This is a genomic window from Streptosporangium carneum (genome assembly GCF_027922005.1).
Classification (GTDB): domain Bacteria; phylum Actinomycetota; class Actinomycetes; order Streptosporangiales; family Streptosporangiaceae; genus Streptosporangium; species Streptosporangium carneum.
Map to the genome: position 1 here is coordinate 193,890 of NZ_BSEV01000002.1, position 26,254 is coordinate 220,143.

The window sequence follows — 26,254 nt, forward strand, 5'->3', positions numbered from 1 at the left end:
CTGCCCTGCCCCCGCATGAACGCGTAGAGCCCGGCCCCGGCCAGCACCGTCCCGGAGACGGCGAGGCCGATCCGGTTGTCCATGTACGCCCTCATCAGACTCCCCGCCTGCGCAGCCGTACGACGACCTCGCCCCCGCACATCGCGCCCAGGGCCGTCAGCCGGTCCCCGACGACCGTGCCCACCTGTCGCAGCAGGTGGCCGGTCCGGTCGGCGCCGGTGAACACGGTCACCTCGATGTTGCGCGAGCCGAGACGCACCCGCGCCCTGCTCACCTCGTCGACCGACTCGGCCGCCGCCCGCAGCGTGCGGCGGAGTCCGGCCCTGGTCAGGCCGATCACCATCCGGGAGTCCGCCGACTCCAGCGGCACCAGCCTGGTCCGTCCCGGCAACGCGGCGAGCAGGAGCAACGCGCCTCCGGCCGCCATCGCGACCAGCGCCACGGCGAACACGACGGGGTCGGACCACTTCACCGCCCCGACCCCGTCCACGAGCCTCCGGTACGGCACGCGTCCGACAGGGGAGCCCATCGCCAGGCCCGCCGTCACGCCGGCGGCGAGTGAGAGCCCGGTCGAGGCCAGCAGGGCGACCACGAGGCCCGCCGGATTCCGCTGCGGCCTCAGCAGCCGCACCGACCTGCGGCGGACCGCGTGCAGGTGCTCCCCGGCCGTCGTGCCGCCCGTTCCCGCCAAGATGTCCTGGAGAGTACTCATCACCTGGTCAGGTCTACGCGTCCGCGTCACCGCGCGCGGGGCGGAAGCGGCGACTTTCACGATCTTGGAAGCGCCCTGGCCGGAGAATTTACCACCGGACCATCAATATGAACATTACTCATATTAGGCTCGGTGTGGTTATCCTGCCGTCATGGACGACCGCCTGCGCTACGACCGGGCAACCGCGCACCTGGATCCTCCCTTCGCCGTGCTGGACCTGGCGGCCCTGCGCTCGAACGCCTCCGGCATGGCCGGGCGGGCGGGCGGCAAGCCGATCAGGGTCGCCAGCAAGTCCGTCAGGTCCCGCCCCGTCCTGGAGCGGATCCTCTCCATGGACGGCTTCGCCGGGATCATGGCGTTCACCCTGCCGGAGGCCCTCTGGCTGGTCTCCACCGGACTGCGGGACGTGCTCGTCGCCTACCCCACCGCCGACCGCGCGGCGCTGGCCGAACTGGCCGCCGCCCCGCAGGCGGCGCGGGAGATCACGGTGACGGTGGACAGGACGGAGCACCTGGACTTCATCGAGTCCGCGGTCCGCGACGTCCACGGTCGTCAAGAAATCCGGATATGTCTTGATATCGATGCGGGTTTCGTCGCCCTCAACGGCAGGTTCAGAGCCGGGGCCCTCCGCTCTCCGGTACGGGAGCCGGACCAGGCCGCCGACCTGGCCGCCGACGTCGTCAAACGTCAGGGCTTCCGGCTGGTCGGCGTGATGGCCTACGAGTCCCAGATCGCCGGAGTCGGCGACGCCCCGCCGGGCAGCCCCGCCCTCGCCAGGGCGATTCGCTGGATGCAGGCCAGGTCACGGCGCGAACTCGTCGTGCGCAGAGGCCGCGTCGTCCAGGCCGTCGCCCAGCTCGCCGACCTGGAGTTCGTCAACGGCGGCGGCACCGGCAGCATCGGCCAGACCGCCCGCGAGAGGGCCGTCACCGAGATCGCCGCGGGGTCGGGCTTCTTCCACCCGCGCCTGTTCGACTTCTACCGCGGCTTCACAGGCCGCCCCGCCGCACTGTTCGCCCTCCCCGTCGTCCGCCGCCCCGCCCCCGGCGTCGTCACCGTCCTCGGCGGCGGCTACCACGCCTCCGGCGCCTCAGGGCGGGACCGTCTCCCTCAGCCCTACCTGCCGTGCGGACTGCGCTACGCCCCCGACGAGGGAGCGGGCGAGGTCCAGACCCCGCTCCTCGGCCAGGCCGCCGAGGACCTGCGGACCGGCGACCGCGTCTGGTTCCGGCACGCCAAGGCGGGTGAACTCTGCGAGCGTTTCGCGGCCCTGCACCTGATCGACGGGGACGAGGTCGTGGAGACCGTCCCCACCTACCGCGGCGAGGGCCGCACCTTCCTGTGAGCCACGACCGACCCCCCTGAGCCCCCCTTCGGCCGCGACCTGAGCCCTCTTCCGGCCGCGACGCCTCCGGCCCCTCCGAGGTCAGGCCTCCGGGGCCGGGGCCTCCGAGCCGAGGTCAGCGGCGACGGCGGCGCCAGAGCATGATCACAGCGGTGACCGCGAGCACGGTGCCCACACCGATGAGGACGGGCGCCAGGTTCGGCTGCTCCTCCGCCCACAGGTCGTCGGGCTCGTCCCCCAGCTTGGCGGGGCGCGGCGCGACCCCCACCGCGTCACTCACCCTGTCGCCGATGGAGGCCAGGAACTGCTTCGCGTTCGTCTCGGCCTTGGCGACGGTCCGCCGCGCGACCTTCTTCGGGCTCACCCGGTCGGCGATGGCGTCGACCGTCTTGGCCAACTCAGCGCGGGTCCGCTCGATTCGCCGCTCCAGCTCCGCGGGATCGGTGTCCGCCATCGGCTCTCCTCTCATCGCCCTTGACATTGATCAGTCTGTCAGGTCCGACCCACCCACGACACTTCGGGCAGGCCGGTAAGTTGATCCGGGAACGATTCCACGGAGGAGACCCATGAAACTAGAGCCCGGCGACGCCGCACCGGACTTCGCGCTTCCCGCCGCCGACGGCACCACCGTGTCCCTCGACGCCTACCGCGGCAAGCGCGTGATCCTCTACTTCTACCCCGCCGCGATGACCCCCGGCTGCACCAAGCAGGCCTGCGACTTCCGCGACAGCCTCGCCTCCCTGACCGCCGCGGACTTCGTGGTGCTCGGCGTGTCGAAGGACACCCCGGCCAAGCTCGCCAAGTTCGTCGAGCACGACGCCCTGACCTTCCCGCTGCTGTCGGACCCCGGCCTGGAGGTCCACAAGGCCTACGGCGCCTACGGCGAGAAGACGATGTACGGCAAGACCACCCTCGGCGTGCTGCGCTCCACCTTCGTCATCGACCCCGACGGAAAAATCGAAAAAGCCCTCTACAACGTGAAGGCCACCGGCCATGTGGCCCGCCTTCGCCGCGAACTCGGGGTCGACTGATTACCATTTTTCACCATTTGACATGGCATGCGCATGCTCCAGGAACTGTCGGCCCCGTTCCGTAGCCTTGGGGCATGCCGGCCAAGTACAAATACACCCCCGAAATGCTGGCCGAGGCCGCGGCGAGTTCCTTCAGCGTCGCCGACGTCCTGCGCCGACTCGGCATCACGATCGCGGGCGGAAATCACGCGCACATCAGCCGCCAGCTGAAGCGCCTCGGGATCGACACCTCGCATTTTCTCGGCCAAGCACATCACCGCGGGCGGCGTTCGGCCCGACGCCTGTCGGCGGGGGAAGTCCTCCGGGTGCGACCACCGGGATCTCCCAGAACCAAGCCCCCCTTGCTTCGCCGGGCACTTCAGGAAGTCGGGGTGCCCTACCGCTGTAGTGCCTGTAAGATCGAGGGCATCTGGGAGGACGAGCCGCTCACGCTGCACGTCGACCATCTCAATGGCGACTGGCTCGACAACAGAATAAACAACTTGCGCTTTCTCTGCCCGAACTGCCACTCTCAGACAGAGAATTTCGCGGGAAAAAACAAAGGGGCCGTAGCCCAACGGCAGGAGGCAGCGTCTTTAGGTGGCGCGCAGTATGGGTTCGAATCCCATCGGCCCCACAATAAAATCAGAAAAGACGCGGTCAGTCTCAAGTCAGTGACCGTCAGCGTCACCCTGACGATCCAGGACGCCTTCTTCGTCGAAGAGCACGTCAGCCGCAGACACGCCGCGTCGAGGTCCGCCGCGATCCGCGAGGCGATCCGGCTGTTGCGCGAGTCCAGCCTCGAGCGGGACCGCGTCGCCGCGCTCGCGGGGTGCGACGGCGACGGGAGGTCGCGGGGCGGGACGTCCGCGGTGTCTCGGGGTGCGGAGCGAGGCGGGGCGCCTCGGGGTGAGCGGGGCGCGGGAGGCGAGGTCGTGATCCCGCCTGGGCCCGCTGACGGGTCGTCACCAGTCGGGCCCTCCGAGGACGGCTCTGGAGAGGTCGCCGAGGTCGAGCCGGCCACGGTGGGTGACCTCGCCCTCGGCGTTCAGGACGCGATACTCACACGCCCGCAGCCGCTCCTGGGGCAGGCCCGGCGAGAAGAGGGCGAAGCCGGTGGCGTCCGCCGTCCCTGCGGCGATCGTCCTGGCCCCGTCCCGTAGTTCGACGCGGCTTCCGGCGCCGCCGGGGACGTAGACGGCGGCGGAGTCCCGGGGGCCGGTCAGGGCCGTGGTCCACCCGATCGGGCGGGACAGGTCCGGGGTTTCGACGACCCGGCCGAGGCGCTCCTGTTCGCTGGATCCGTCCGGTGCGGTGCGGGTCGTCTGGACGGCGAGGAAGGTGGGGGTGCCGGGGCCCGAGACGGTGGCGATGAGGGCGTCACGGCCGGGGCCGAGGGAGCCGCCCCACAGGTAGCGGTAGGTCAGGCGCGGGTGCGGGGTCACGAGGGAGCCGAGGCTGTACAGCAGGCCCGCGGCCTGCTCGGTCTTCACGTGGCCGGTCGCCGCTCCGGCGGCGCGGGCGACGTCCGCCCGGAAGGAGGCGTCCTCGTCGTGCGAGGTGGAGATGCGCCACGGCAGTCGCAGGGGCCGTTCGGAGCTCTCCCAGAGAGGGATCTTGATCTCGGCCTGGCCGGGCTTGGCGTCGGGAACCGTGGTGAGCAGGAGGCCCTCGTCCGTTCTGAGGGTGCGGGTGACACGGGCGGGGGTGCCGTCGGGGCGGTAGGCGACGGACGGTGAGATCCGCACGGAGGTCATCCGCGGCGAGCCGAGCACCAGGAGCGGGCTGTCGCCCTCGGCGGAGAACCAGGCGATGACCTCGCTGTCCTTCGCTCCGCTGCCGCCTGCGACGAAGGGCTCCTGCTCGTCGAGCTCTCCCACGGGGGCTCCGGCTTCGCCGTACAGGACGAGGGCGCCGCTCATGGACCGCTTTCTCGGCGAGATCGCCACGACGACGCGGTGTCCGGCTCTGTCTCCGGCGTACAGGATCCGGGTGTCGGGGTCGTCGAGGCGGGTCCTGACGGCGTCCAGGAGGGCGGTGTCGGCTGCCAGTGATCCTCGGATCGGCCAGTCCGGCGCGTTCCGCCCCTGGACCAGGACCGTGTCCGGCCACAGGGCGGCATCGCGCAGGATGGCCGGTGCGGTGAGGCCGAGCACGGCGGTCAGTGCCAGCGCGCCGCCCAGGAGGGTTCTGTGACGCCGTCGGGTGCGGCGGATCCGGCGCAGGATCGCCGCGTGGGGGTCGGCGTGCTCGGGGACGGTCGCCGCTCGGGCGGCGAAGGTCTGGCGCAGCCGGTCCTCCATGGGCGTGGTCATGGGGTCGTCTCCTTCCGGGGCTTCGCGTTCGTCCCCGTCCCGAATGCCTCCGCTCCGGACGGCTGCGCCTCGGACGTCTCCGACCTGGACAGCGCGGCGATCCCGGGGTGGTCCCTGAGCCGGTCGAGGCCGCGTGACGCCTGGCTTTTGACCGTGCCGAGCGAGCAGTCGAGCACTCTGGCCACCTCGGCCTCCGGCAGGTCCTCGAAGTAACGCAGGACCAGTACGGCGCGCATTCTGGGCGGCAGGGTGAGGACCGCGGCCCAGAGCGCGTCACGGGTGTCGTAGACCGCGTGGTGGTCCTCGGCCGTCGTCTCGGGGATCTTGTCCGTGAGGTGCTCGGTGAAGCGTCGCCGTCGCCACCAGGAGACGTTGAGGTTGACGAGGATTCTGCGGGTGTAGAGCTCGGGGTCGTCGATCCGGTTCCAGCGCCGGTGGGTTCTGACCAGCGCGGTCTGGAGCAGGTCCTCGGCTCTGCCGTGGTCTCCGGTCAGCAGGTAGGCGGTGCGGAGCATGGCCTGCCAGCGGGATGTGACGAAGTCACGGAACCGCTCTTCGGCGTTCGCGGCGTCGTCGCCCACAGGTCCCTCCCGGTCTGTCTCTCATCTCCTCAGATACCGGGTGGGCCGGAAAAGGTTGAGAGGCCGACAGGAGGGTCAGGGCGGTGGTTCCGGGAAAAGCAACGGGTCGCGCGGTGCGTCCTCTTCACCGCGCGACCCGGCATTGTTGTGATCCGCCATCACAAACAATCTCCCTTTACTCACCCCGGAGGGTGCTCCCGGAAACCATGGTGTCCAACAGGGCGTAAGGAAGGCGTAAGCGGCATGACGATGTGCGACCTGAGTCGTACGCCCGGCTCCCCCCTGAGGGGGAAGGGCGCTGATCTGCGTATACGTATTGTGGTGGTGTGCTAGGCAGACTCCACTCCTGGACCCGGCGTCATCCCGGTGTCGTCGACGCCCTCCTGCTGACGCCCTTTCTGGTGCTCTCTGTGATGAACGCGTCGTTCGTCGCCTCGCAGGGGGGCACGCAGATCAGGACGACTCCGTGGGGAGGCGTCGAGGTCGGCGTCTGGGGGGTCATCGCCCTCGGGCTCATGCTGTCCCTTCCGCTGCTCTGGGCGCGGAGGCATCCCCTCACGGTGTTCGGGATCGTCTCGCTGGTGAGTTTCTGCCAGTGGCTTCTCGGCGTGCAGCCTCTGCTCTTCAACGCCGCCGTGCTCGTCGCCATGTACATGGTGGCCTCGCGCCGCACGCTGCGCTGGGCGGTCGCCGCGTGCCTGACCGCGGAGCTGGGGCTCGCCCTCTCCTTCGGGCAGATCATCACCACTCCCGATTTCAGCAGCTGGGCCAGTGTCTCGGTGTTCGTCGTCGCGATCTGGATCACGGGCATCTACGCCAACACCCGCCGCCGTTACCTGGAGAGCCTCGAGGAGCGGGCGGAGCGGGCCGAGCACGAGCGCGACCAGCAGGCGCGGCTGGCCGCGGCGGCCGAGCGGGCCCGGATCGCCCGCGAGCTGCACGACGTGGTCGCGCACAACGTGAGTGTGATCATCGTTCAGGCCGACGGGGCGGGTTACGCGATCGACAGCGATCCCGAGCAGGCTCGCGAGGCCATCCGGGCCATCTCGCACACGGGCAGGCAGGCGCTGGCCGAGATGCGCAGGATGGTCGGCGTTCTGCGCGCCGACGGCGTGCCCGAGGAGTACGCCCCGCAGCCGAGCCTGTCGCAGATGAGCGACCTGGTGGCCCAGGTGCGCTCCTCCGGCCTGCCTGTCGACTTCCGGGTCACCGGCCTTCCGCAGGACCTTCCCGAAGGGGAGCAGCTGACGGTCTACCGGATCGTGCAGGAGGCGCTCACCAACACGCTCAAGCATGGCGGCCCCGACAGCAGGGCGACGGTCGAGATGGAGTACGGCGCGCGGGAGCTGCTGCTGCGGGTGACCGACGACGGCCGGGGCGCCGCCGCCCCCAGGAGCCCGGACGGGCACGGCCTGGTCGGCATGCGGGAGCGGGTGGCCGTGTTCGGCGGGAGCGTCGAGGCGAGGCCGCGTCCCGGTGGCGGGTTCCAGGTGACGGCGCGGCTGCCGATAGGCGAGGCCGGGCAGAGCCGGGCGGCGTGACGGGTGGACGGGCGGCGTGCCGGGGGACGAGCCGCTGGACGGGGGCGCGTCGGCGGGCCGGACGGCTGCCGGACGGGCGGTGCGGCGGGCGGGAGCCTCGGGCGCGGCGTCCGTGGAGACCGCGGCGGGTGAGAGAGTCGCGGCGGGTGAGAGAGTACTGAACGGCCGGTGACGAAGCGGACCCGGCGGGGTGAGAGGGTTCGGCGGCCGATGGACGAGAGCCGCGGCTCTGACAGACGAGAAGTGGTGAGCGACCGGTGATTCGCGTGATGCTGGTGGACGATCAGGCGCTCCTGCGGGTGGGGTTCCGCATGGTGCTCAGTGCGCAGCCGGACATCGAGGTGGTCGCGGAGGCGGTCGACGGGGCGGCGGCGGTCGAGGCGGCCAGGTCGGTGGAGGTCGACGTCGTGCTGATGGACGTGCGGATGCCCGGCATGGACGGGGTCGAGGCCACCCGCCTGATCTGCGCGGCGGCCGAGAGGCCGAGGGTGCTGATCCTGACGACGTTCGACCTGGACGAGTACGTGTTCGCGGCGCTGAAGGCGGGCGCCTCCGGGTTCCTGCTGAAGGACGTTCCGCCCTCCGATCTGATCAGCGCCATCCACTCGGTGCACAGCGGGGACGCGGTGGTGGCGCCGAGCACGACCAGGCGGCTGCTGGAACGTTTCACGGTTCATCTTCCCTCCCCCGGCATGGCCGAGCCGGTCGCGCTCGGCGGGCTGACGGCACGGGAGCGGGAGGTGCTCGTGCTCGTCGCCCGGGGCCTGTCCAACGGCGAGATCGCCGATCGGCTGGAGCTGGCGGAGGCGACGGTCAAGACGCATCTGGGCAGGGTGCTGGCCAAGCTGGGCCTGCGGGACCGGGCTCAGGTGGTCGTGTACGCCTACGAGTCCGGTCTCGTCGTCCCGCACTCCGCCGACTGAGGCCCTCCCGCCTCCTGCCGTACGGCGATGGCCTTCCTCTCCCCTGGCCTCTCCCATGGCCTCTCCCACGGCCTCTCCTGCGGCCGGCCTCTCCCACGGCGAAGCGCCGCGCCCCGGACATCCAGAATGCCCCCTATTCATGAACAACATTCGTGAATATTGTTCTCATTATTCCGTGGCAAACTTTTTCATCACCCTCTGTTTTTGCCAAATGCGTTGATATAAGTTGTGCTTCGAAAGGCGAGGGCGCGCCATCGGCCACCTTCCGATAAATCCATCGAAGCCGATTAACGCGAGAGGGAAAGAGGATTATGTCGACGCCGTTCAATGGTGCCCTGATGCTCGTCCACCAGGGCACCGGGACATACCTGGAGACCGACAACTACAACGACAACGTCAACGAGGCCGTCCAGACGTGGAACGGCGACCCGCTGCAGACGGCCAAGGGCTACCTCGGCCACCTGTGGTACCTGGAGCCGATCCAGCTCATCGGCAACACCTATCTGATCAAGAGCTACGAGAACAAGCGCTGCCTGACCGCCGGAACCACGGCCCAGGACTACCCCAGGCTCCAGGTCCCCGACGGCACGCCCAGGCAGGTCTGGCAGTTGCTGCGTCCCTCGGTCGGAGCCGACGAGTTCGCGATCGTCCCCCAGGTCTACTCCAACTACGCCCTCGCCCCGCAGGGCAGCAACGAGCTGAACAACGTGTACGTGGTGCCCATCCGTCAGTGGGGCGGCTCGCTGTCGCGGGCGCAGCTCTGGAAGGCCGTCACCCCGCCGGACAAGTGATCACCGCCCGTCCCGCCGGTGGTTCACGGCCGTTCGAGGGCCGTTTTCGGGACAGTGAGCCGTCCGCCCGGACAATGGCCCTCGAACGGCCGAACCGCGAAAACAACCCGCCTTTCCGGGCGGACGGAATCACCGAAAAGGTCGTGGATCACGAGCCCCCGCCGACGACGGAGGCCTGGCGTCCGGACAATTCCGGAAACCCGGAAAGCGGGTCCCCGAGAGCCCTCCCCAACGTTCTGCCGATTTAATTGGATTCGTCCCGCTGATTTTCTCGGCGTCGCCGAACAGCCGCCGGACGAACAGAGGCGGCCCCGCCCCCCGCCGCCGGTCGGCCGAATGGCCGAGGCGGGCCTACTTCGGAGGTAGCAACCACCCGGCCGCAGGTGCCGTGCGGTGGAGGCGAACTGTGTCCCGCAGGCCGATGGCCCGCGTTTTCCCTGGCAATAGCGTTTTCCCCGTCATGAACGCACATGTCGCCAAGGAGAGCAGTGACGTGACCATCACCGGAGAAGTCGGCGCGCGGAACGCGCGGGGGGACGCGGCGGCCGCCGTGGTGGCCAGGGGCCTGACCAAGATCTACGGCCAGGGGGACGCGGCCGTTCAGGCTCTCCGGGGAGTGGACGTCTCCTTCGCGACGAGCGCCTTCACCGCGATCATGGGGCCTTCCGGATCGGGCAAGTCCACGCTGATGCACTGCCTGGCCGGGCTGGACACGGTCACCCACGGGCAGGTGCACATCGGTGACGTGGAGCTCACCGGACTGAGCGACAAGCAGCTCACGCTCCTGCGGCGCGAGCGGATCGGCTTCATCTTCCAGGCGTTCAACCTGTTGCCGACGCTGACGGCCGAGCAGAACATCCGGCTTCCGCTGGAGATCGCCGGGCGGCAGGCGGACCAGGCGCTGTTCGACCGGGTCGTGGAGACCGTGGGCCTGCGTGAGCGGCTCGGCCACAGGCCGACCGAGCTGTCCGGCGGTCAGCAGCAGCGGGTCGCGGTCGCCCGCGCCCTGATCAGCAAGCCGCAGGTCATCTTCGCCGACGAGCCGACCGGCAACCTGGACTCGCGCAGCGGCGCCGAGGTGCTGTCGTTCCTGCGCACGTCGGTGCGCGAGCTGAACCAGACGATCGTGATGGTCACCCACGACCCGGTCGCCGCGTCCTACGCCGACCGTGTGATCTTCCTGCGGGACGGCCTGCTGGTCAGCGAGCTGCTCCAGCCGACCCCGCAGACCGTGCTGGACACCTTGATGAAGCTGGAGGGCTGAGGTGCTCAGGACGACCCTGGCCGGGCTGCGGGCGCGCAAGCTGCGCCTGTTCCTGACCTCGCTGGCGATCGCGCTGGGAGTGGGCTTCATCGCGGGCACGTTCGTGCTCACCGACACCATGCAGGCCGGTTTCGCCCAGAAGTTCGGCGCGGCCGCCGACAAGATCGACGTCGCCGTGCTGCCCCTCCCCGGCAAGGAGAGCGGCGCCGCGCTCCTGCCGGAAGCCACGCTGAAGAAGATCCGCGCCGTGGACGGCGTCGCCGACGCCCAGGGGCTCGTGCAGGGCACCTCCGCGCTGATCGGCAAGGACGGCAAGGCGGCGGGAGACTTTCCCACCGCCGGGATCTCCATCGCCCAGGGGCCGCTGAACCGCACCTCGATCACCAGCGGCGTCGCCCCGAAGACCGCGACGCAGGCCGTGCTCGACGAGAACACCGCCAAGACGCGCGGCTTCAAGGTGGGCGACACCATCACCGTGCTGGACTCCGGGCAGGCCAAGCACGAGTTCACCCTGGTCGGCCTGTTCGACGTCGGCCTCAACCAGGAGCTGGGCTTCAGCGGCGCGGTCGGCTACACCACGGACACGGCCAGGACGATGACCGGGGAGAACGGCTTCCGGCAGATCGACGTCGCGACCGCCGAGGGTGTGACCCAGGAGGCGGCGCGCGCCTCGATCGCCACGGCCCTCGGCGCCGGACACCAGGTCAAGACCGGCAAGCAGTACGCCGACGACATGATCAAGGCCAACGGCGGCGACAGCCAGTTCCTCACGATGGGCCTGCTGCTGTTCGGCCTCGTCGCGATGTTCGTGGCCGCGCTGGTCATCTACAACACCTTCAACATCCTGGTCGCCCAGCGCACCCGCGAGATGGCGCTGCTGCGCTGCATCGGCGCGACGCGCGGACAGGTGTTCGGCTCGATCCTGCTCGAGTCGGTCGTGGTCGGCCTGACGTCGTCGCTGCTGGGCCTGCTGCTCGGTTACGGCCTGGGCGCGGGGGCCCTCGTCGTGCTCCGCTCGGTCGGCGCTCCGATCCCCCCGGCGACCGCCGCCCTCACCCCGCGCACCGTCGTCCTGGCCATGCTCATCGGCGTCGTCGTCACGGTGGGCGCGGCGCTGCTGCCCGCCCGCTCCGCGACGAGGGTGGCGCCGATCGCGGCGCTGCGCGCCCAGGTCGAGGAGCGCACCTTCAGAGCCGGCGTGGTCCGCGTGATCTTCGCGACGCTGTTCCTGGTCGCGGGTGTGGGCACCACGGTGGCCGGGGTGAACATGAACCCCGGGCAGGTTCCGCTCATCGTCGTCATGGTGGGCGGCTCGCTGGTCTTCTTCGCGGTGCTGATCCTCGGACCGGTGATCGTCAAGCCGCTCGGCGCCTTCGTCGGCTGGCTGCCCGGCAAGATCTTCGGAGTGCCCGGCAGGCTGGCCCTGGACAACTCGGGGCGCAATCCCAAGCGGTCCGCGACCACGACCGTGGCGCTCACCGTGGGCGTGACGCTGATGACGCTCATCTCGGTCCTCACCGGCACGCTGCGGCTGACCTACTCCCAGAAGCTCGACGACCAGTTCCCCGTCGACTACATGCTCCTGGCCCAGGACCGCAGCTCGAGCCTGCCGCGCGCGCTGGCCGAGGACCTGCGGAGCAGGCCGGAGCTGACCTCGGTCGTCGCCCTGCGCGAGGTCGACGCCAAGGCCGGGAACAAGGGCGGCACGTACGAGGCGGGGACGTTCACCGCGTCGCCGGACTTCAGGCCGGACTTCACCTCGGGTTCGATCGACGCCCTCAAGCCGGGAACCGCGGCGGTCGCCGACCACGTGGCGAAGGACCTCGGGGTCAAGGTCGGCGACCGGATCCCGTTGCGCACGACGAAGGCGGGGCGGGTCGAGCTCAGGGTCGTCGGCGTCTTCGACTCCCAGCAGACGGACCTGGCGGGCGTGACCGTGCCCGCGGACGAGTTCGACCGCTACTTCGGCGCGGTCGCCGACCAGCGGGTGCTGGTCAACGCCAAGGACGGCGTCAGCCTTGACGTGGCGCGCAAGGTGGTCGAGGCCGCGGCCCAGCCGTACCCGACGGCGAAGGTGGCCAGCTCGACGGATATCAGGGGCGAGTTCGACGAGGCGCTCGACATGGTCGTGATGATCATCACGGGCCTGCTGGGGCTGGCGGTGCTGATCTCGCTGCTGGGCATCGCCAACACGCTGTCCCTGTCGGTCCACGAGCGGACCAGGGAGTCGGCGCTGCTGCGGGCCCTGGGCCTGACCCGGCCGCAGCTGCGGGGGATGCTCTCGGTCGAGGCGCTGATCCTGGGGCTCATCGGGGCTCTGGTCGGCGTGGTGCTCGGCGTCACGTTCGGCTGGGCCGCGGCGCGGACGGCGACGACCGATGTCGTCTTCACCCTTCCCGTGCCGCAGATCCTGGCGTTCGTCGCGCTGTCCGGCCTGGCCGGGGTGATCGCCGCCGTGCTGCCCGCCCGCAAGGCGGCGCGGGCCTCGATCGTGAACTCGCTGGCCAGCGGCTGACGGGAACCCGCCGACCGTGGCCGGGGCGCCTTCGCGGGGGCGGCGCCCCGGCCTCGCGCCGCCCCCGCCTGCCGTCCGGGAGAGCACGCCCCGTCCGGGAGAGCACGCCGGTCCCGCTTTCGCCCGTGGCCCGGCACGACGTCCGCGCCTTCGCTCGGCGCCGCTATCGGGAGCGGCGGCCCGGCCACTGCTCGGCGACGATCTCGGGACTGAGGAGGGGCCGGATGGCGATCTCCCCGGTGACCTTGTCCATGACCACGCATCCGCCGCCCACCGTGTCGGGCAACACGCTCGGGTCGTCGGGTTCGGGCTCCTTCGCCCAAGCGACATAGCCTTCTTTGAAGGCATAAATCCGGATCTCCACGGTGGAGCCTGGAGCCCGGACCCCGTTGAAGTACTCCTCGGCGACCGCCCTGGCCTGGTCGAGGTTCACAGTCGTCGTCCCTCCCCGTCGATCACCACGCAGAAGACGCCGGTCACCGACTCGTAGAGCGGCTCGACCGACATGTGCCCCCGCTGCGCGTCGATCCAGATCACCTCTCCCCCGGCGTTCACCGCGTTCCAGGCGTGACTGCCGCCCGCGGGCCAGCGGTTGACGACGATCGCGGCGGCGCCGTGCCCGCCCGCGAGCAGCACCTGCCCGATCGGGACGTACGCCTGCCGTCCCTGCCCCACGTACTGGAAGCGCTGCCCCAGCCACCGCTCGGCACGGGCCACGCCGCCCGCCTCACCGGTGAGCAGCGGCCTGCCGACCCGGTCGTACTCGGGCCGCCTGGGCGCGGCGACCGCCGGCGCGCCGTACCAGGTGGACAGCACCGCCAGCGCGCAGTCCAGCGAGTTGGTCGCCCTGAACGGGTCGTCCGCCGCCCCCGCCCCGTTGACCAGCCTGACCCACATGCCCCGAGGGTCGGGGAAACGCCTGGGCACCCCCTGACCCGTCACCGGCACGGCCCGGACCATGTCCTCCTGGGTCTGCGGGTCGGGCCTGGCCAGCCCTCCCGCCGCGCCGTACGGCCTGCACCTGTCCAGCCGCAGCGGCCGCCACGGCACCCGCTCGGGCTCGCGGGGCGCGGACACCACGGCCGACGCCTGAGGATCCAGCTCGAACTCCCGCCACCGCTGCCCGTCAGCGGTCACCACGGGGTTGTAGATCCCCGCGGGCAAAAACATCTGGGTCACCCGGTCCCCCCTCGACCTCCCGTTGCGGCCGATGGTAGGGCGGTCGCCGACACGGCGTGGGCGAGTTGACCAGATCAGGAACCGCTCCCCGTCTCAGCGGCACGCCGGTCGGGTCAGGCGACCTCGACGTCGACGCTGTGCCAGCCGGTGGCGCCGTCGGGGCCCACCGGAGCGCGCTCCTCGGTCTGGGTGTAGCCGGTGGCGTCGGTGGCGCGCACCTGGATGCTGTGGCTGCCGGGCGTGGCGTCCCAGTCGTCGACCACCCACTGCCGCCAGGTGTCGGCGGTCGGCGCGTCGGCGAGCCTGGCCTGACGCCACGGGCCGTCGTCCACCCGCACCTCCACCGCGTCGATCCCCTTGTGCTGCGCCCAGGCGACACCCGCGATCACCGTACGGCCGGCCGCGACGCGGGCCCCGTCCCTCGGCAGGTCGATGCGCGACTCCGTCTTGATCGGCCCCCTGGGCGACCAGCCCCTGGGCGTCCAGTAGGCCTCGTCCCTGTCGAAACGGGTGACCTTGATGTCCGTCACCCACTTGGTGGCCGAGACGTAGCCGTAGAGTCCGGGAACGACCTGACGGACCGGGAAGCCGTGCTGGACGGGAAGCGCCTCGCCGTTCATCGCGAAGGCCAGCAGCGCGTTGCGCCCGTCGAGGACGACGTCGACCGGGGTGCCGCAGGTCCAGCCGTCCGCCGAGGTGCTGAGCAGCATGTCGGCGTCCCTGTGCACCCCCGCGTCGCGCAGCACGCTCGCCAGGCTGACGCCCAGCCAGCGGGCGTTGCCGATGTACGGCCCCCCGATGTCGTTGGAGACGCAGCACAACGTGACGTCGGCCTCGATCACGGGCCGTTTCATCAGGTCGGCGAAGGTGATCTCCACAGGCCTGTCCACCATGCCGTGGATCTTCAGGGTCCAGGCGCGGGGGTCGACCTGGGGCAGCACGAGGGCGGTGTCGACCCGGTAGAAGTCGTGGTTCGGGGTGACGAACGGCGACAGCCCCCTGATCCTCAGGTCCGCGCCCGCCGGGATCGGTCTGGCGGGGACGGCGGGCCCGGGCAGCGTCAGACCGGCCCTGGCCGTGTTCACCGTGGAGCGTCCCGACAACATCTGCCCGACCACGCCGCTCACCCCGGCGACGGCGATGCCGCCGAGCGCCCCGATCAGCAGACCGCGCCGGTCGAACGCGTACAGGTCCTCCCCCGCCCGCATGACCGGCGGAACCGGGGCCTCACGACGCTCCCCGCTCTCCGCTCCGGGCACGCTCGACGTGGCGGAAGCGGTCGCCGTGTCCGTGGCGGACGCGCCGGAGACGGTGTCCGTGACCGACGCATCGGACGAGGTGTCCGTGACCGACGCGCCGGACGGAGTGTCCGTGAGCGACGCGCCGGACGGGGTCTCCGTGTCGGCCACCCCGGACGCCGCGTCCGCCGCGCCGCTTCCCGGTCCCGGTCCCGTTGCCCGGCTCACGCCGACCGCCTCACCGGCGACGGGAGCGGCCGGGCCGGGCAGGGCTCGCCGGACGAGGACGTGAAGGACGAACATGGCGGCGGCGACGCCCACGACGGTGGGCGCGACGTCCACCGGCCCCGCGTCGGGGCGGGTCAGGACGGCGAGGACGCCGACGACGCCGAAGGCGGCCAGTCCCGCCAGGCCGTACCGCAGGGCGCGGACCGCCAGAACGCCGAGGGCCGCGGCGATCACGGCGAGAACCACGAGGATTCCCGCCACCAGGACGTTCTTGTCGTTCTCCCCGAAGGTCCGGATCGCGAATTCCTTCGCCTCCGCGGGGGCGAGGTCCACAGCGGCGTTGCCGACCGCGACGACGGGGAAGGCGGACGCCTTCACCAGCCCCGCCACCAGCAGGGACACCCCCACCGCCACCGCGCCGGACACCAGACCGATCAGCGCGCCCGCCCACAAGGGAACACGCCTTCTACTCTCCATAAGGCCGACGTTACGCCTGCCGGGGCGCCGGGAATCTTACGTGCCGGTTACGGGCCCTCGGAGTACCGGGCCCGGCGTCCCGCACAGGACCGCCGCACCGTCCAGGCCGTCCGCCTTCAGCGCCGTCCGCCCGCCGGGATCCCGTCACGGCCGGGCGACGGCCCCCTCACGGCAGTGCTTCCCGTTCAGGGACCGACCGGCTGATGAACGCCGTCACCGCGGCGCAGGCCACCAGTCCCCCGCCCAGCCACATGACGCCGGAAACGGTGACGGCGTCGGCCACCCGGCCGCCCAGCAGCGCGCCCAGGGAGATGGCGATGTTGAACATGGCGACGAACAGCGCCGAACCCGCCTCCGGCACCCGCGACGCCGCCCTGGCCAGCCACGTCTGCATGCTGATCGACACGCCGCCGTAGGCCGCCCCCCACACCGCCAGCAGCACGGTCACCGTGGCGGGCGCCTCACCGGCCACGGGGATCAGCAGCACGGACAGGGTGAGCAGGCCGGTGACGGCCAGGATCGTCCGGCGCAGGGCGCGGGGCGCCCCCGCCCCGGCGGCGAAGTTGCCCGCGATCCCGGCGACGCCGTAGACCAGCAGCAACGTGCTGACCAGGCCTGCGCCCACGCCGGAGACCTGTTCCATGACCGGCCGGAGGTAGGCGTAGGCCGCGAAGTGGCCGGTCACCACCAGCGCGGTGACGGCCAGGCCCGCGCGCACCCGCGCGTCGCGGAGCAGGTGCGGCACCTCGCCCAGGCTGACCGCCCTCGTGGGCGGCAGCGGTGGCAGCAGCACGACCAGCGCGACCAGGACGGCCAGGGACAGCGCCCCCATCGCGGCGAACGCGGCACGCCAGCCGGCGAGCTCGCCGATCAGCGCGCCGGCCGGCACCCCGAGGACGGAGGCGACGGCGACCCCGCTGAAGATCACCGAGGTGGCGGGGCCGACGGACCCGGCGGGCACCAGCCGTACGGCCAGCCCCGCCGCGATCGACCAGACCCCGCCGATGGCCACGCCGACCAGGACGCGCGCGGACAACAGGACGGGAAGGGCGGTCGCGAGGGCCGACAGCAGGTTGGCCGCCGTCAGCAGTCCCACCAGCGCGGCGAGCACCAGCCGCCGGTCGAGCCGGGCGGTGGCCACCGTCAGGACCGGCGCGGCGACCGCGGCGACGACGCCGGGAGCCGTCATCGCCAGGCCCGCCGTGCCCGCCGAGGCGTCCAGGGACGCCCCGATCGAGGTGAGCAGGCCGACCGGCAGCATTTCGGTGGTGACCACCGAGAAGACGCTCGCCGACACCGCGACGACGGCGAGCCAGTTCGTCGGCGACGGCCGGGAGGCGGCGGGCGCGTCGGCGGACACCGCGGCGAACGCGTCGGCGGGCACCCCGGCGGGCGTGTCGGCGGACATTGCAGCGGGCGCGTCGGATGTGCGTGACATGCGGCCAGCCTGCGGCCGCGCGCTCCCGGGAACAACGACGAAGATCGAATCCTTGGATTAGCCACGTTAATCGACACGGGAAACGTCCGTCGACACAGGGAGGGGGAGGAACGGTGGCCGGTCTGGAGATCCGCGAGCTGGAGTGTTTCCTCGTGCTCACTGAGGAGTTGCACTTCGGAAGGACGGCGGAGCGGCTCTACCTCTCGCAGGGGCGGGTCAGCCAGCTGCTGGGCTCGCTGGAGCGCAGGATCGGAGCCCGGCTGCTGGAGCGCACCAGCCGGCGGGTCCGGCTGACGCCGTCCGGCGAGCGTTTCCTGGCCGATCTGCGTCCTGCCTACGACGGCCTCCGCGAGGCGGTCGAGCAGGCCAGGGCCGCGGCGCGCGGCGTCGAGGGCGTGGTGCGGGTCGGCTTCACCGGAATCGCCGGCGAGGAGCTGATGAGACTGGTCGAGGTCTTCCAGAACCGGCACCCCGGCTGCGAGGTCGAGCTCGCCGAGTCGGCGCTGGCCGACCCGTTCGGCGGGGTACGGCGGGGCGAGGTGGACGCGGCCGTGGTCCTGACGCCGGTCGAGGAGCCCGACCTGGTCGTCGGGTCGATCTTCTCGAAGGAGCCGCAGACCCTGATGGTCTCCGTCCGCAACCCGCTCGCGGGGCGGGAGTCGATCTCGGCCGAGGAGCTCGGCGGCTGCCGGCTCGTCGGCGTCGCCGGGCCCGCCCCGGACTACTGGCGGCTGGCCCAGGCTCCCGCCTTCACGCCGGGAGGCCTGCCCGTCCCGCGCGGGCCGATCGTCAGCACCCTGCAGGAGGGCCTGACGGCGGTCGCCGCCGATCGGGGCTCAATGCTGCTCTGCGCGCAGACCGCGTGGCGTCACGGCCGCCGTGACATCACCTTCGTCCCGGTCACCGGCCTGCCCGACTCCGCCCTCGCGCTCGTCTGGCACCGGGACAACGAGACGGCCCGCGTGCGCGCCCTGAACCACGTCATCGTCACCGAGCACGCGTGACGCGCTCGCGAGCCGTCCGGGGCGGGTTCCCGTCTCCGGCCCGGAGGCGATCGGCCCCGTCCGCGTACGGGTCCAGCCTCTCCTCGCCGTGGCGACAACCGGATCCAGGAAGCCGTGACGGGGATCCGGGAACGGGAAACAGGCCCTAGACGAGTTCGGCGATGATCGGGGCCAGGGCGCGGAAGGCGCGGCCCCGGTGGCTGATGGCGTTCTTCTCCTCGGCGGAGAGCTCGGCCGTCGTCCTGCTCTCCCCCTCCGGCACGAAGATCGGATCGTAGCCGAAGCCGTTGGCGCCGCGAGGCGCGTCGATGACGACGCCGTGCAGCGCCCCGTCGGCCACCCGTTCCTCGCCGGACGGCAGCGCCAGCGCGGCGGCGCACGCGAAGTGGGCGCCGCGGTGCTCGCCCGGCACGTCGGAGACCTGGGCGAGCAGCAGCTCCAGGTTCGCCCTGTCGTCGCCGTGCTTTCCGGCCCAGCGGGCGGAGAAGATGCCGGGCATGCCGTTCAGGGCGTCGACGCACAGGCCGGAGTCGTCGGCGATCGCGGGCAGGCCCGACTGCCTGGCGACGGCGTGGGCCTTCAGCAGGGCGTTCTCGGCGAAGGTCAGGCCGGTCTCCGCGACGTCGCCGATCTCGGGGAACTCCTCGAGGCCGACGATCTCGACCGGCACGGAGGCGTCGGCCAGGATCTGACGGAGCTCGGCGATCTTCCCGGTGTTCCTGGTGGCCAGGACCAGCCTGCTCGTCACGCCCTCGGGGCGGGCTCGCTCCGCGCTCACGCCAGCGCCTCCCGCTGCAGGCGGGTCAGCTCCGCGCATCCGGCGACGCCGAGGTCGAGGAGTTCGTCCAGGGCGCCCCGGTTGAACGGCTTGCCCTCCGCGGTGCCCTGGACCTCGACGAACTCGCCCGACCCGGTCATCACGACGTTCATGTCCGTCTCGGCCGCGACGTCCTCGGTGTAGCACAGGTCGAGCAGGGGCGTGGAGCCGACGACGCCGACCGAGACGGCGGCGACGGAGTCGACCAGCGGGTCGCCGTTGCACATCTTCCGCTCGCGCATCCACCGCACCGCGTCGGCCAGCGCCACGTAGGCGCCGGTGATCGCGGCGGTGCGGGTGCCGCCGTCGGCCTGGAGCACGTCGCAGTCGATGACGATCGAGTTCTCGCCGAGGACCTTGTAGTCGACGCAGGCCCGCAGGGAGCGGCCGATCAGGCGGGAGATCTCGTGCGTCCGCCCGCCGATCCTGCCGCGCACCGACTCGCGGTCGTTGCGGGTGTTCGTGGCCCGGGGCAGCATGGCGTACTCGGCGGTGACCCAGCCCTGGCCGCTGCCCCTGCGCCAGCGCGGCACGCTGTCCTGGACCGAGGCGGCACACAACACCCTGGTGCCGCCGAACTCGACGAGCACCGACCCCTCCGCGTGGGCGAGCCAGCCACGGGTGATGGTGACGGGGCGGAGCTGATCGGGAGAACGTCCATCTGCGCGAGCCATGAAACTCACCCTAGGTCATACAGGGCCCCGCTCCGTGCGAGTTCGGTCCTGCCGGTGAAACCGCCCCGAGAGGCCTCCTCGAGGACCTGCCGGGGGTCGTACCACGGCACGAGGTGGGTCAGCACCAGGGTGCCGACGTCCGCCCTGGCCGCGTGCTCGGCGGCCTGGCGTCCTGTCAGGTGCAGGTCCGCGGGCAGGCCGGGCTTCTCGAGGAAGGAGGCCTCGCACAGGAGCACGTCCGCCCCCGAGGCGAGCTTGACCAGCTCCGCGGACTCCCCGGTGTCGGCGGAGTAGGCCACCGAGCGCCCGCCGTGGGAGACCCGGAAGCCGTAGGTCTCGACCGGGTGGTTCATCAGGGCGGCCGTCACCTCGAACGGGCCGACCTCGAACACGCCGGGCGTGAGCGGCGCGAAGTCGAAGGCCGTCTCCAGCCCCGGTTCGTCGGCCATGCCGTAGGCGGCGGCCAGGCGGCGGGGCGCGTCGGCGGGGGCGTGGACCGGCACGCGGGGAAGCGGGCCGTCCGGGGAGTAGGTGCGCACCACGTGGTAGGCGCATATGTCGAGGCAGTGGTCGGCGTGCAGGTGGGACAGGCAGATCGCGTCCACGTCGTAGAGACCGATGTGCCGCTGGAGCGCGCCCAGCGCGCCGTTGCCGAAGTCCAGCAGCATGCGGAACCCCTCGGCCTCCAGCAGGTAGCAGGAGGAGGGGCTGTCAGGGCCGGGGAAGCTCCCAGAGCACCCGATGATCGTCAGTTTCACGGCGGCCTCCTACTTGCTTGTCACGGTGTGTTCTCTGCGTCGCGACGCGTCACCCGAGGTCGTCCGGGGTCGTTCGGGGTCGCCCGGGGTCCCCCGACGGGCTTCCTCGTCACGGCACCCGGGCGGAGGGCCGGGGACGTCCCAGCGGGGCGTGGCCGTCGCCGAGGACCACCTCGACCGCGCCGTCGGCGAGGGCCCCGCCGACCGCCGCGAGCTCGACCGCCTGGATCTCCGGGCCGAGGAAGCGCTGGCCCAGCTCCGCGAAGAGGCGTGCGTCGCCGGTGGCGGCGAACCTGTGCCGGGGGGTGCCGCCGACCGCGGCCATGCCCCGGTCGTGTAGGACGCGGTAGACGTCCTTGGCCGTCTCGTCGGCGCTGGAGACCAGCGTGACGCCGTCTCCCGCGACGTAGGAGATCGGCCCGGTGAGCAGGGGGTAGTGGGTGCACCCCAGGATCAGCGTGTCGCATCCGTCGCGCAACACCGGCTCCAGGTATCCGCGGATGGCCTCGATGACCTCCTCGCTCGTCGTCTCCCCCCGCTCGACGAACTCCACGAGGCGGGGCGCGGCCACCCCGGTCAGCCGGACGTCGGGGGCGGCGGTGAAGGCGTCGTGGTAGGCCATCGAGTCGATCGTGGCCTTGGTCCCGATCACGCCGACCCTGCCGTTGCGGGTGGCCTGCACGGCCCGGCGCGTCGCCGGCTGGATGACCTCGACGACCGGCACGTCGTAGCGCTCGCGGGCGTCCCGCAGCACCGCGGAGCTGGCGCTGTTGCACGCGATCACGAGCATCTTGACGTCGTGCTCGACGAGGTGGTCCATCACCTCCAGCGCGTAGGCGCGCAGCTGCGCGATGGTCTTGGGGCCGTACGGCTGCCGCGCCGTGTCGGCCACGTAGAAGATCGACTCGTTCGGCAGCTGATCGATGATCGCCCTGGCCACCGTGAGGCCGCCGACACCGCTGTCAAAGATTCCAATGCTTGCTTGCGACACGGTTCCCAAGGTTAGGCGACCTGGGACGACGGCTCACGGTAAGAATCCTCACAACACGATCAATCATGACGAAAGGATCAGCCGCGTCCCACCCTGGCGAGTTGGCGCGACTGGGCGACCAGGCGGCCCGCGGAGTCCCAGACCTCGACGTCCTCGTCGAACCAGCCGTCGCCGATCATCCGGCCGCTGCCGAGCAGGGTGAGCCAGCCGGGGGCGGGCAGGGCGCGCAGGTGCCAGGTGAGGTCGACGGTGGGGGCCCAGCCGCGCGCGCCCGCGGAGAAGACCACGGGCGGAAGGACGTCCACGGCCATCGCCAGCACGTAGGGGTCGGGGTCCTGCGGCTCGGCGAGCCGGAAGTGGGCACGGGTCTCGGGACGTCCGGAGGGGTTGCCGTCGAGCCAGCCGATGGTCGGCGGGTCGAACGCGAGCTCCATCTGCGCGTTGAGCGTCATGCCCGACTCGGGATCGGGGGCGGGCAGCCTGAGGCACTGCTCGATGGGCGGCATGGCCGCGGAGGGGCCGTCGCTCCAGTCGGGGGCGACGTCGTTCAGGGTCGCCGTGGTGACGAGGGTCTCGATGAACGAGACGCCGCCCTGGATCAGGGTCGCCCGGGTCATCGCCGCGGTCCGGCCCTCCTTGAGCTGTTCCAGTCTCACCTGTGCCGGACCGGGCGCGGCGACGCGCAGGAACTGCGCGCTGGTGGTCACGGGGTGCTCGTGCGGTGAGGCGTCCACCACGGCGCGCAGGAGCACGGCCATCAGGTAACCGCCGTTGAGCGGACCGCCGATGGAGTATCCGGGGTCCAGGAGCACGTCGTAGGTGTTCTCGTCGACCCGGACGGCCCGCGTCGCCTCATCGAACTTCGTCATCCACACTCCCGAATCTTATTCTGGAGAGGTCAGCTTATCCGCCCGGAGCATCCCCCGCCTCCCCGGCTTCGCGCGAGCGCCGCCACCCGGCGGGACACGCTTCCGCCGCAGGGCCCGCGGGCGTTCTCCGAGGTTTCGCGCAGGTCGGAGACGACGGAGGCCTGCGACCTCGTCGGCCGGCGTGGGACTCTCGACCGGGGACACGGGCTGGCCGGACGGTCGGCCGGGCGGCGAGGAGCCGCGGGAGACCTTCGGGACGCGGCGGGATCACAGCGAAGAGGCCGCCCAGGACGCCGGAACGGGCTCGGCTCTCGTCTCCGGCAGACGGTCGCATTAGACGGAACAATCGCCTGGTTAGTTTAATGCAAGCAGGTTGCTACCGATGTGCACTAACTTTTCGGGTACCCGATAAATCCACATTGTGAGTGAGCATGCCTGCCAACAATCCCCCCGACCAGCCGCCCACGCCGGGTCAAGAGCCTGACCGGACGATCGCCTACCGGCAGCACAACGACCAGCCGTACCCCCAGGGCTATCCCCAGCAGGGCGCTTACCAGCAGCAGGGCCAGCCGGGCTACCCGCAGCAGGGCGCGGGGGGCTACCAGCAGGACGGCTACCAGCAGCAGAACTACGGCCAGCAGGTCCAGCCCGGCTACCAGCAGCAGGGTTACGGCCAGCAGCAGAACTACGGGCAGCAGGCGTACGGCCAGCAGGCCGGATACCAGGCGGGCCACCAGCAGCCCGGCTACCCGCAGCAGAACTACGGCCAGCAGCCCAGCTGGCAGCAGGGCTCCGACTTCCTCGGCACGGGACAGCCGACGGCCCCGCCCGCGAAGAAGGGCCGCAAGGGCTGGCTGTTCGCGGTGATCGCCGCACTGGTCGTCGCCCTGGTGGGCGGCGGCGGCGCGTTCGCGGTCAACCTGCTGAGCGGCGGCGGCACCCAGCCGCACGACGTGCTGCCCGGTGACGCGCTCGGCTACGTGCGCCTGGACCTCGACCCGGCCGCGAACCAGAAGCTCGCGCTGTTCAGCATCGCCCAGAAGTTCACCGTCACCAAGAGCTCCTTCACCGGCGACGACCCGCGCAAGGCGCTCTTCGACCTGCTCAAGAAGGACGGCGCGGGCCTCGACAAGGTGGACTACGCCGCCGACATCGAGCCGTGGCTCGGCCAGCGCGTCGGCCTGGCCGTGCTCTCCCCGGCCAAGACCGGCGGCGAGCCCGGTTTCGTGCTGGCCGTCCAGGTCACCGACGAGACCAAGGCGAAGGCCGGGATCGACAAGCTGATGGACGGCGACAAGTACGGCATCGCGTTCCGCGACGACTACGCCCTCCTCACCGCCAACCAGGACCAGGCCGACCAGGCCGTCAAGGCCGCGCCGCTGTCCCAGAACACCAACTTCTCCGACGACCTGAACGCCCTCGGCGAGACCGGCGTGCTCTCCTTCTGGGTCGACGCGGGCAGGGTCGCCAGTTTCGCCCCCGAGCTGGCCGCCCAGAACTCCGAGGCGCTCGCCCAGATCAAGAACGTCAGGGTCGCGGGCGCGCTCCGCTTCGACGGCGACTACGTCGAGCTGGCCGGCGTCACCCGCGGCGCGCAGAACCTGGACATGGGCCAGCCGGAAGCGTCCAAGATCGGCGCTCTCCCCGCCTCGACCGCCGCCGCCGTCTCGTTCTCCGGTCTCGGCGACATCATCGGCAAGCAGTGGGCCCAGATCCTGAAGTCGGCCGACCAGAGCGGCGCCGGCGTCCAGCAGTTCGCCACCCAGGCCGAGCAGACGTACGGCCTGAAGCTCCCCGACGACCTGACGACGCTGCTCGGCAAGAACCTGACCCTGGCCCTGGACTCCAACGGCCTGGACGGCGACCAGCCGAAGTTCGGCGCCCGCATCACCACCGACCCGGCCAAGGCCCAGGAGGTCGTCGGCAAGATCGAGAAGTTCCTCGCCGCCTCCGGCACCGCCGCCCCGCAGCTCGCCAAGGTCCCCGGTGACGGCACCTTCGTCCTGGCCAGCTCCCAGGAGTACGCCGCCGAACTCGCCAAGGACGGGGGCCTCGGCGACGACGAGAGCTTCAAGCTCGCGATCCCCGACGCCGACAACGCGACCTTCGCCGCCTACGTCGACCTCGACAAGCTGGAGAAGTTCTACCTGCAGAACCTCCAGGGCGAGGACAAGGCCAACGCCCAGGTCCTGAGGGCCGTCGGCATCAGCGGCACCCAGTCGGGCCCCGACGCCAGCTTCTCCCTGCGGCTGCTGTTCAACTAGCCCCCCCTCGCCCGACCGGGCGAGAGTTCCACCGGACCACGAAGGGCGGGCGCTCCGGGGCGCCCGCCCTTCGCCGTCCCCGGCCCCGCGGGGCACGTCCCCGCCCGTGAACCCCACACCCCGTGAAAACGCCTGACGCCCCCGCCTGCCCGGCCGCGTCCACGGCGAAGAACGTCGCCGGTCCCCCGCCGTGGTGACGAGGACCACCGGAGGCGGGCTCGCCGAACTTTCCGACGCCCGCTTCCAACCCCGGGCCCCTCGGCGGAGTTATTCAGGGCATGGACCGCTACGAGGGGTTCCAGGAGTTCGTGCACGCCCGCCAGCGGTCGTTGATGCGGACCGCGTACCTTCTCACTGGCGACGCCCACCTTGCCGAAGACCTGCTGCAGACGGTCTCACCAGGGTCGCCTCCCGCTGGCCCAGGATCGCCAGGAGCGGCAGCACCGAGGCGTACGCCCGCAAGGCACTGGTCAACCAGCACCTGTCGTGGCGCAGGCGAAGACATGTCGAGGTGCCGAGCGTCACCCTGCCCGAACGCGGCCGCTCGCACGACGAGGCGACCGTACGCCGTCTGGCCCTGCGTCAGGCGCTCGGCAGGCTGACCGCACGCCAGCGGACCTTCGAGGTGCGCGACCTGTGGAGCGGGCAGACCTGGAAGGCTCCGCTCACGATCTCCAAGAGGGATCTCGGCGGTGAGTGGTTCCTGCGCCCGTCCCCCGACGGCCTGCACCTGATCTACGCCAACTGGGGCAACAGCCGGCACAAGCCGTACAGCGTCCTGGTCGACATGGAGAAGGGCAGGACGACGGAGCTGGACAGCGGATGGTTCCCGGTGAGCGTCGGCGACGGCGGGCGTCCGGTCGTGTTGGCGAAGCCGTACGACACGACCACCCGGGTCCGGGTGACGGGCGGCCGGCCGATCACCGTCAAGGAGTTCACCTACGGCTTCAGCGCCCTCGGCCCTGACGGGCGCACCCTCGCCAGGATCGGCACGACCTTCGACCCCGCCGCCAGGCCGATGGTCCAGAAGGATCGGACGATCGTCACGATCGACGCCGTCGACGGCGGCCGGGAGCGCAAGACGCCGATCGACGGCCTCCCGAAGGAGCTGAGCCCCTCCCGTCTGGGCGCCTGGGTGAGCGACACCGAGGTGACCATGCTCGCCGTTCCCGAATCACCCCGCCCGAACCTCACATCGGCGCTGTACGCGGTGGACGTCCACACCGGCAGGACCAGGCAGTTGCGGAGGTTCGACGCCAGGATGGACAACGGCGTCCTGCCCGGACTGGTCCAGTAGGCCGGACGGTGAGACGGCCCCGA

23 protein-coding genes, 1 tRNA gene and 1 pseudogene are annotated in these 26,254 nt (G+C 71.2%); 12 read left to right on the forward strand and 13 right to left on the reverse strand.

The annotated features are described in order from the left end of the window. Nucleotides 1-94: 94 nt before the first annotated feature. A complete protein-coding gene (locus PKF00_RS06915) occupies nucleotides 95-712 on the reverse strand; it encodes a DUF6286 domain-containing protein (RefSeq protein ID WP_271216530.1) in 618 nt (205 codons plus the stop codon). A gap of 151 nt (nucleotides 713-863) precedes the next feature. Here PKF00_RS06915 and PKF00_RS06920 point away from each other — a divergent pair, with 151 nt between their 5' ends. After that, nucleotides 864-2,057, forward strand: coding sequence for an amino acid deaminase/aldolase (locus PKF00_RS06920; RefSeq protein ID WP_271216531.1), 1,194 nt, complete (start codon nucleotides 864-866; stop codon nucleotides 2,055-2,057). 115 nt (nucleotides 2,058-2,172) lie between these two features. On the opposite strand, the gene PKF00_RS06925 is transcribed toward PKF00_RS06920, so the two are convergent. Then, nucleotides 2,173-2,511, reverse strand: a complete 339-nt coding sequence (locus PKF00_RS06925; RefSeq protein ID WP_271216532.1) for a DUF3618 domain-containing protein — start codon at nucleotides 2,509-2,511, stop codon at nucleotides 2,173-2,175. Between the two features lie 112 nt (nucleotides 2,512-2,623). Between PKF00_RS06925 and bcp the strand changes: the two genes are divergently transcribed. The 3 genes and pseudogenes from bcp (at nucleotide 2,624) to PKF00_RS06935 (ending at nucleotide 3,704) form a co-directional block, all read left to right on the forward strand. Continuing rightward, on the forward strand, nucleotides 2,624-3,088 hold the full coding sequence (gene bcp / locus PKF00_RS06930; RefSeq protein WP_271216533.1) for a thioredoxin-dependent thiol peroxidase: 465 nt from the start codon (nucleotides 2,624-2,626) through the stop codon (nucleotides 3,086-3,088). Between the two features lie 104 nt (nucleotides 3,089-3,192). Then, nucleotides 3,193-3,600 (forward strand): annotated as a pseudogene (locus PKF00_RS45165) (hypothetical protein); the annotation flags it as partial. Between the two features lie 30 nt (nucleotides 3,601-3,630). Further along, a tRNA-Leu gene (locus PKF00_RS06935) sits at nucleotides 3,631-3,704 on the forward strand. Between the two features lie 328 nt (nucleotides 3,705-4,032). Here PKF00_RS06935 and PKF00_RS06940 read toward each other — a convergent pair. Both PKF00_RS06940 and PKF00_RS06945 read right to left on the reverse strand, forming a co-directional pair. Then, nucleotides 4,033-5,382, reverse strand: a complete 1,350-nt coding sequence (locus tag PKF00_RS06940; RefSeq protein WP_271216534.1) for a hypothetical protein — start codon at nucleotides 5,380-5,382, stop codon at nucleotides 4,033-4,035. Next, nucleotides 5,379-5,963, reverse strand: a complete 585-nt coding sequence (locus PKF00_RS06945; RefSeq protein WP_271216535.1) for a SigE family RNA polymerase sigma factor — start codon at nucleotides 5,961-5,963, stop codon at nucleotides 5,379-5,381. The genes PKF00_RS06940 and PKF00_RS06945 overlap by 4 nt, the downstream gene beginning before the upstream one ends. A 326-nt stretch (nucleotides 5,964-6,289) precedes the next feature. Between PKF00_RS06945 and PKF00_RS06950 the strand changes: the two genes are divergently transcribed. From PKF00_RS06950 to PKF00_RS06970, 5 genes are all read left to right on the forward strand, one after another. Then, the gene (locus tag PKF00_RS06950; RefSeq protein WP_271216536.1) at nucleotides 6,290-7,504 is read left to right on the forward strand and encodes a sensor histidine kinase; all 1,215 of its coding nucleotides are present in this window, start codon (nucleotides 6,290-6,292) and stop codon (nucleotides 7,502-7,504) included. Nucleotides 7,505-7,773: 269 nt separating this feature from the next. Beyond that, nucleotides 7,774-8,427 (forward strand): response regulator, encoded by a 654-nt coding sequence (locus tag PKF00_RS06955; RefSeq protein ID WP_271216537.1) that lies wholly within the window; start codon nucleotides 7,774-7,776, stop codon nucleotides 8,425-8,427. Nucleotides 8,428-8,738: 311 nt separating this feature from the next. Beyond that, on the forward strand, nucleotides 8,739-9,218 hold the full coding sequence (locus PKF00_RS06960) for an RICIN domain-containing protein (protein ID WP_271216538.1): 480 nt from the start codon (nucleotides 8,739-8,741) through the stop codon (nucleotides 9,216-9,218). A 493-nt stretch (nucleotides 9,219-9,711) separates the two neighbouring features. Continuing rightward, nucleotides 9,712-10,482 (forward strand): ABC transporter ATP-binding protein, encoded by a 771-nt coding sequence (locus PKF00_RS06965; RefSeq protein WP_425582245.1) that lies wholly within the window; start codon nucleotides 9,712-9,714, stop codon nucleotides 10,480-10,482. A gap of 1 nt (nucleotide 10,483) precedes the next feature. After that, the gene (locus PKF00_RS06970) at nucleotides 10,484-12,997 is read left to right on the forward strand and encodes an ABC transporter permease (protein ID WP_271216540.1); all 2,514 of its coding nucleotides are present in this window, start codon (nucleotides 10,484-10,486) and stop codon (nucleotides 12,995-12,997) included. A gap of 163 nt (nucleotides 12,998-13,160) precedes the next feature. On the opposite strand, the gene PKF00_RS06975 is transcribed toward PKF00_RS06970, so the two are convergent. The 4 genes from PKF00_RS06975 to PKF00_RS06990 all read right to left on the reverse strand — a co-directional run bounded on the left by PKF00_RS06975 (nucleotide 13,161) and on the right by PKF00_RS06990 (nucleotide 17,557). Then, a complete protein-coding gene (locus PKF00_RS06975; protein ID WP_271216541.1) occupies nucleotides 13,161-13,430 on the reverse strand; it encodes an SUKH-4 family immunity protein in 270 nt (89 codons plus the stop codon). After that, a complete protein-coding gene (locus PKF00_RS06980; protein ID WP_271217026.1) occupies nucleotides 13,427-14,167 on the reverse strand; it encodes a toxin glutamine deamidase domain-containing protein in 741 nt (246 codons plus the stop codon). The genes PKF00_RS06975 and PKF00_RS06980 overlap by 4 nt, the downstream gene beginning before the upstream one ends. A gap of 122 nt (nucleotides 14,168-14,289) precedes the next feature. Next, complete coding sequence (locus PKF00_RS06985; protein WP_271216542.1) at nucleotides 14,290-16,119, reverse strand: molybdopterin-dependent oxidoreductase; 1,830 nt, start codon at nucleotides 16,117-16,119, stop codon at nucleotides 14,290-14,292. A gap of 166 nt (nucleotides 16,120-16,285) precedes the next feature. Continuing rightward, on the reverse strand, nucleotides 16,286-17,557 hold the full coding sequence (locus tag PKF00_RS06990; protein ID WP_271216543.1) for an MFS transporter: 1,272 nt from the start codon (nucleotides 17,555-17,557) through the stop codon (nucleotides 16,286-16,288). Between the two features lie 113 nt (nucleotides 17,558-17,670). Between PKF00_RS06990 and PKF00_RS06995 the strand changes: the two genes are divergently transcribed. Further along, nucleotides 17,671-18,561 (forward strand): LysR family transcriptional regulator, encoded by an 891-nt coding sequence (locus PKF00_RS06995; protein ID WP_309298379.1) that lies wholly within the window; start codon nucleotides 17,671-17,673, stop codon nucleotides 18,559-18,561. Between the two features lie 145 nt (nucleotides 18,562-18,706). Here PKF00_RS06995 and PKF00_RS07000 read toward each other — a convergent pair whose 3' ends face one another. The 5 genes from PKF00_RS07000 to PKF00_RS07020 form a co-directional block, all read right to left on the reverse strand. Next, complete coding sequence (locus PKF00_RS07000; RefSeq protein WP_271216544.1) at nucleotides 18,707-19,339, reverse strand: XTP/dITP diphosphatase; 633 nt, start codon at nucleotides 19,337-19,339, stop codon at nucleotides 18,707-18,709. After that, nucleotides 19,336-20,052 (reverse strand): ribonuclease PH, encoded by a 717-nt coding sequence (rph, locus tag PKF00_RS07005; RefSeq protein ID WP_271216545.1) that lies wholly within the window; start codon nucleotides 20,050-20,052, stop codon nucleotides 19,336-19,338. Before rph ends, PKF00_RS07000 begins: the two co-directional genes overlap by 4 nt. A gap of 5 nt (nucleotides 20,053-20,057) precedes the next feature. Continuing rightward, the gene (locus PKF00_RS07010; protein ID WP_271216546.1) at nucleotides 20,058-20,810 is read right to left on the reverse strand and encodes an MBL fold metallo-hydrolase; all 753 of its coding nucleotides are present in this window, start codon (nucleotides 20,808-20,810) and stop codon (nucleotides 20,058-20,060) included. Between the two features lie 109 nt (nucleotides 20,811-20,919). Continuing rightward, nucleotides 20,920-21,801: a glutamate racemase gene (murI, locus tag PKF00_RS07015; protein ID WP_271216547.1), complete on the reverse strand. Its 882-nt coding sequence runs from the start codon at nucleotides 21,799-21,801 to the stop codon at nucleotides 20,920-20,922. A 77-nt stretch (nucleotides 21,802-21,878) separates the two neighbouring features. Further along, nucleotides 21,879-22,670 (reverse strand): thioesterase family protein, encoded by a 792-nt coding sequence (locus tag PKF00_RS07020; RefSeq protein WP_271216548.1) that lies wholly within the window; start codon nucleotides 22,668-22,670, stop codon nucleotides 21,879-21,881. Between the two features lie 431 nt (nucleotides 22,671-23,101). Here PKF00_RS07020 and PKF00_RS07025 point away from each other — a divergent pair, with 431 nt between their 5' ends. Then, nucleotides 23,102-24,934 carry a DUF3352 domain-containing protein gene (locus PKF00_RS07025; protein WP_271216549.1) on the forward strand — a complete coding sequence of 611 codons (1,833 nt, stop codon included), beginning with the start codon at nucleotides 23,102-23,104 and terminating at the stop codon, nucleotides 24,932-24,934. Between the two features lie 511 nt (nucleotides 24,935-25,445). Next, nucleotides 25,446-26,231 carry a hypothetical protein gene (locus PKF00_RS07030; protein ID WP_271216550.1) on the forward strand — a complete coding sequence of 262 codons (786 nt, stop codon included), beginning with the start codon at nucleotides 25,446-25,448 and terminating at the stop codon, nucleotides 26,229-26,231. Nucleotides 26,232-26,254: the final 23 nt, after the last annotated feature.

Coding starts and splice junctions, on each gene's coding strand:
- PKF00_RS07025 (WP_271216549.1), top strand. CDS start 23,102: ATGCCTGCCAACAATCCCCCCGACCAGCCGCCCACGCCGGGTCAAGAG.
- PKF00_RS06925 (WP_271216532.1), bottom strand. CDS start 2,511: ATGGCGGACACCGATCCCGCGGAGCTGGAGCGGCGAATCGAGCGGACC.
- PKF00_RS06990 (WP_271216543.1), bottom strand. CDS start 17,557: ATGTCACGCACATCCGACGCGCCCGCTGCAATGTCCGCCGACACGCCC.
- PKF00_RS07020 (WP_271216548.1), bottom strand. CDS start 22,670: ATGACGAAGTTCGATGAGGCGACGCGGGCCGTCCGGGTCGACGAGAAC.
- rph (WP_271216545.1), bottom strand. CDS start 20,052: ATGGCTCGCGCAGATGGACGTTCTCCCGATCAGCTCCGCCCCGTCACC.
- PKF00_RS06985 (WP_271216542.1), bottom strand. CDS start 16,119: ATGGAGAGTAGAAGGCGTGTTCCCTTGTGGGCGGGCGCGCTGATCGGT.
- PKF00_RS06940 (WP_271216534.1), bottom strand. CDS start 5,382: ATGACCACGCCCATGGAGGACCGGCTGCGCCAGACCTTCGCCGCCCGA.
- bcp (WP_271216533.1), top strand. CDS start 2,624: ATGAAACTAGAGCCCGGCGACGCCGCACCGGACTTCGCGCTTCCCGCC.
- PKF00_RS06960 (WP_271216538.1), top strand. CDS start 8,739: ATGTCGACGCCGTTCAATGGTGCCCTGATGCTCGTCCACCAGGGCACC.
- PKF00_RS06980 (WP_271217026.1), bottom strand. CDS start 14,167: ATGTTTTTGCCCGCGGGGATCTACAACCCCGTGGTGACCGCTGACGGG.
- PKF00_RS06915 (WP_271216530.1), bottom strand. CDS start 712: ATGAGTACTCTCCAGGACATCTTGGCGGGAACGGGCGGCACGACGGCC.
- PKF00_RS06955 (WP_271216537.1), top strand. CDS start 7,774: ATGCTGGTGGACGATCAGGCGCTCCTGCGGGTGGGGTTCCGCATGGTG.
- PKF00_RS06920 (WP_271216531.1), top strand. CDS start 864: ATGGACGACCGCCTGCGCTACGACCGGGCAACCGCGCACCTGGATCCT.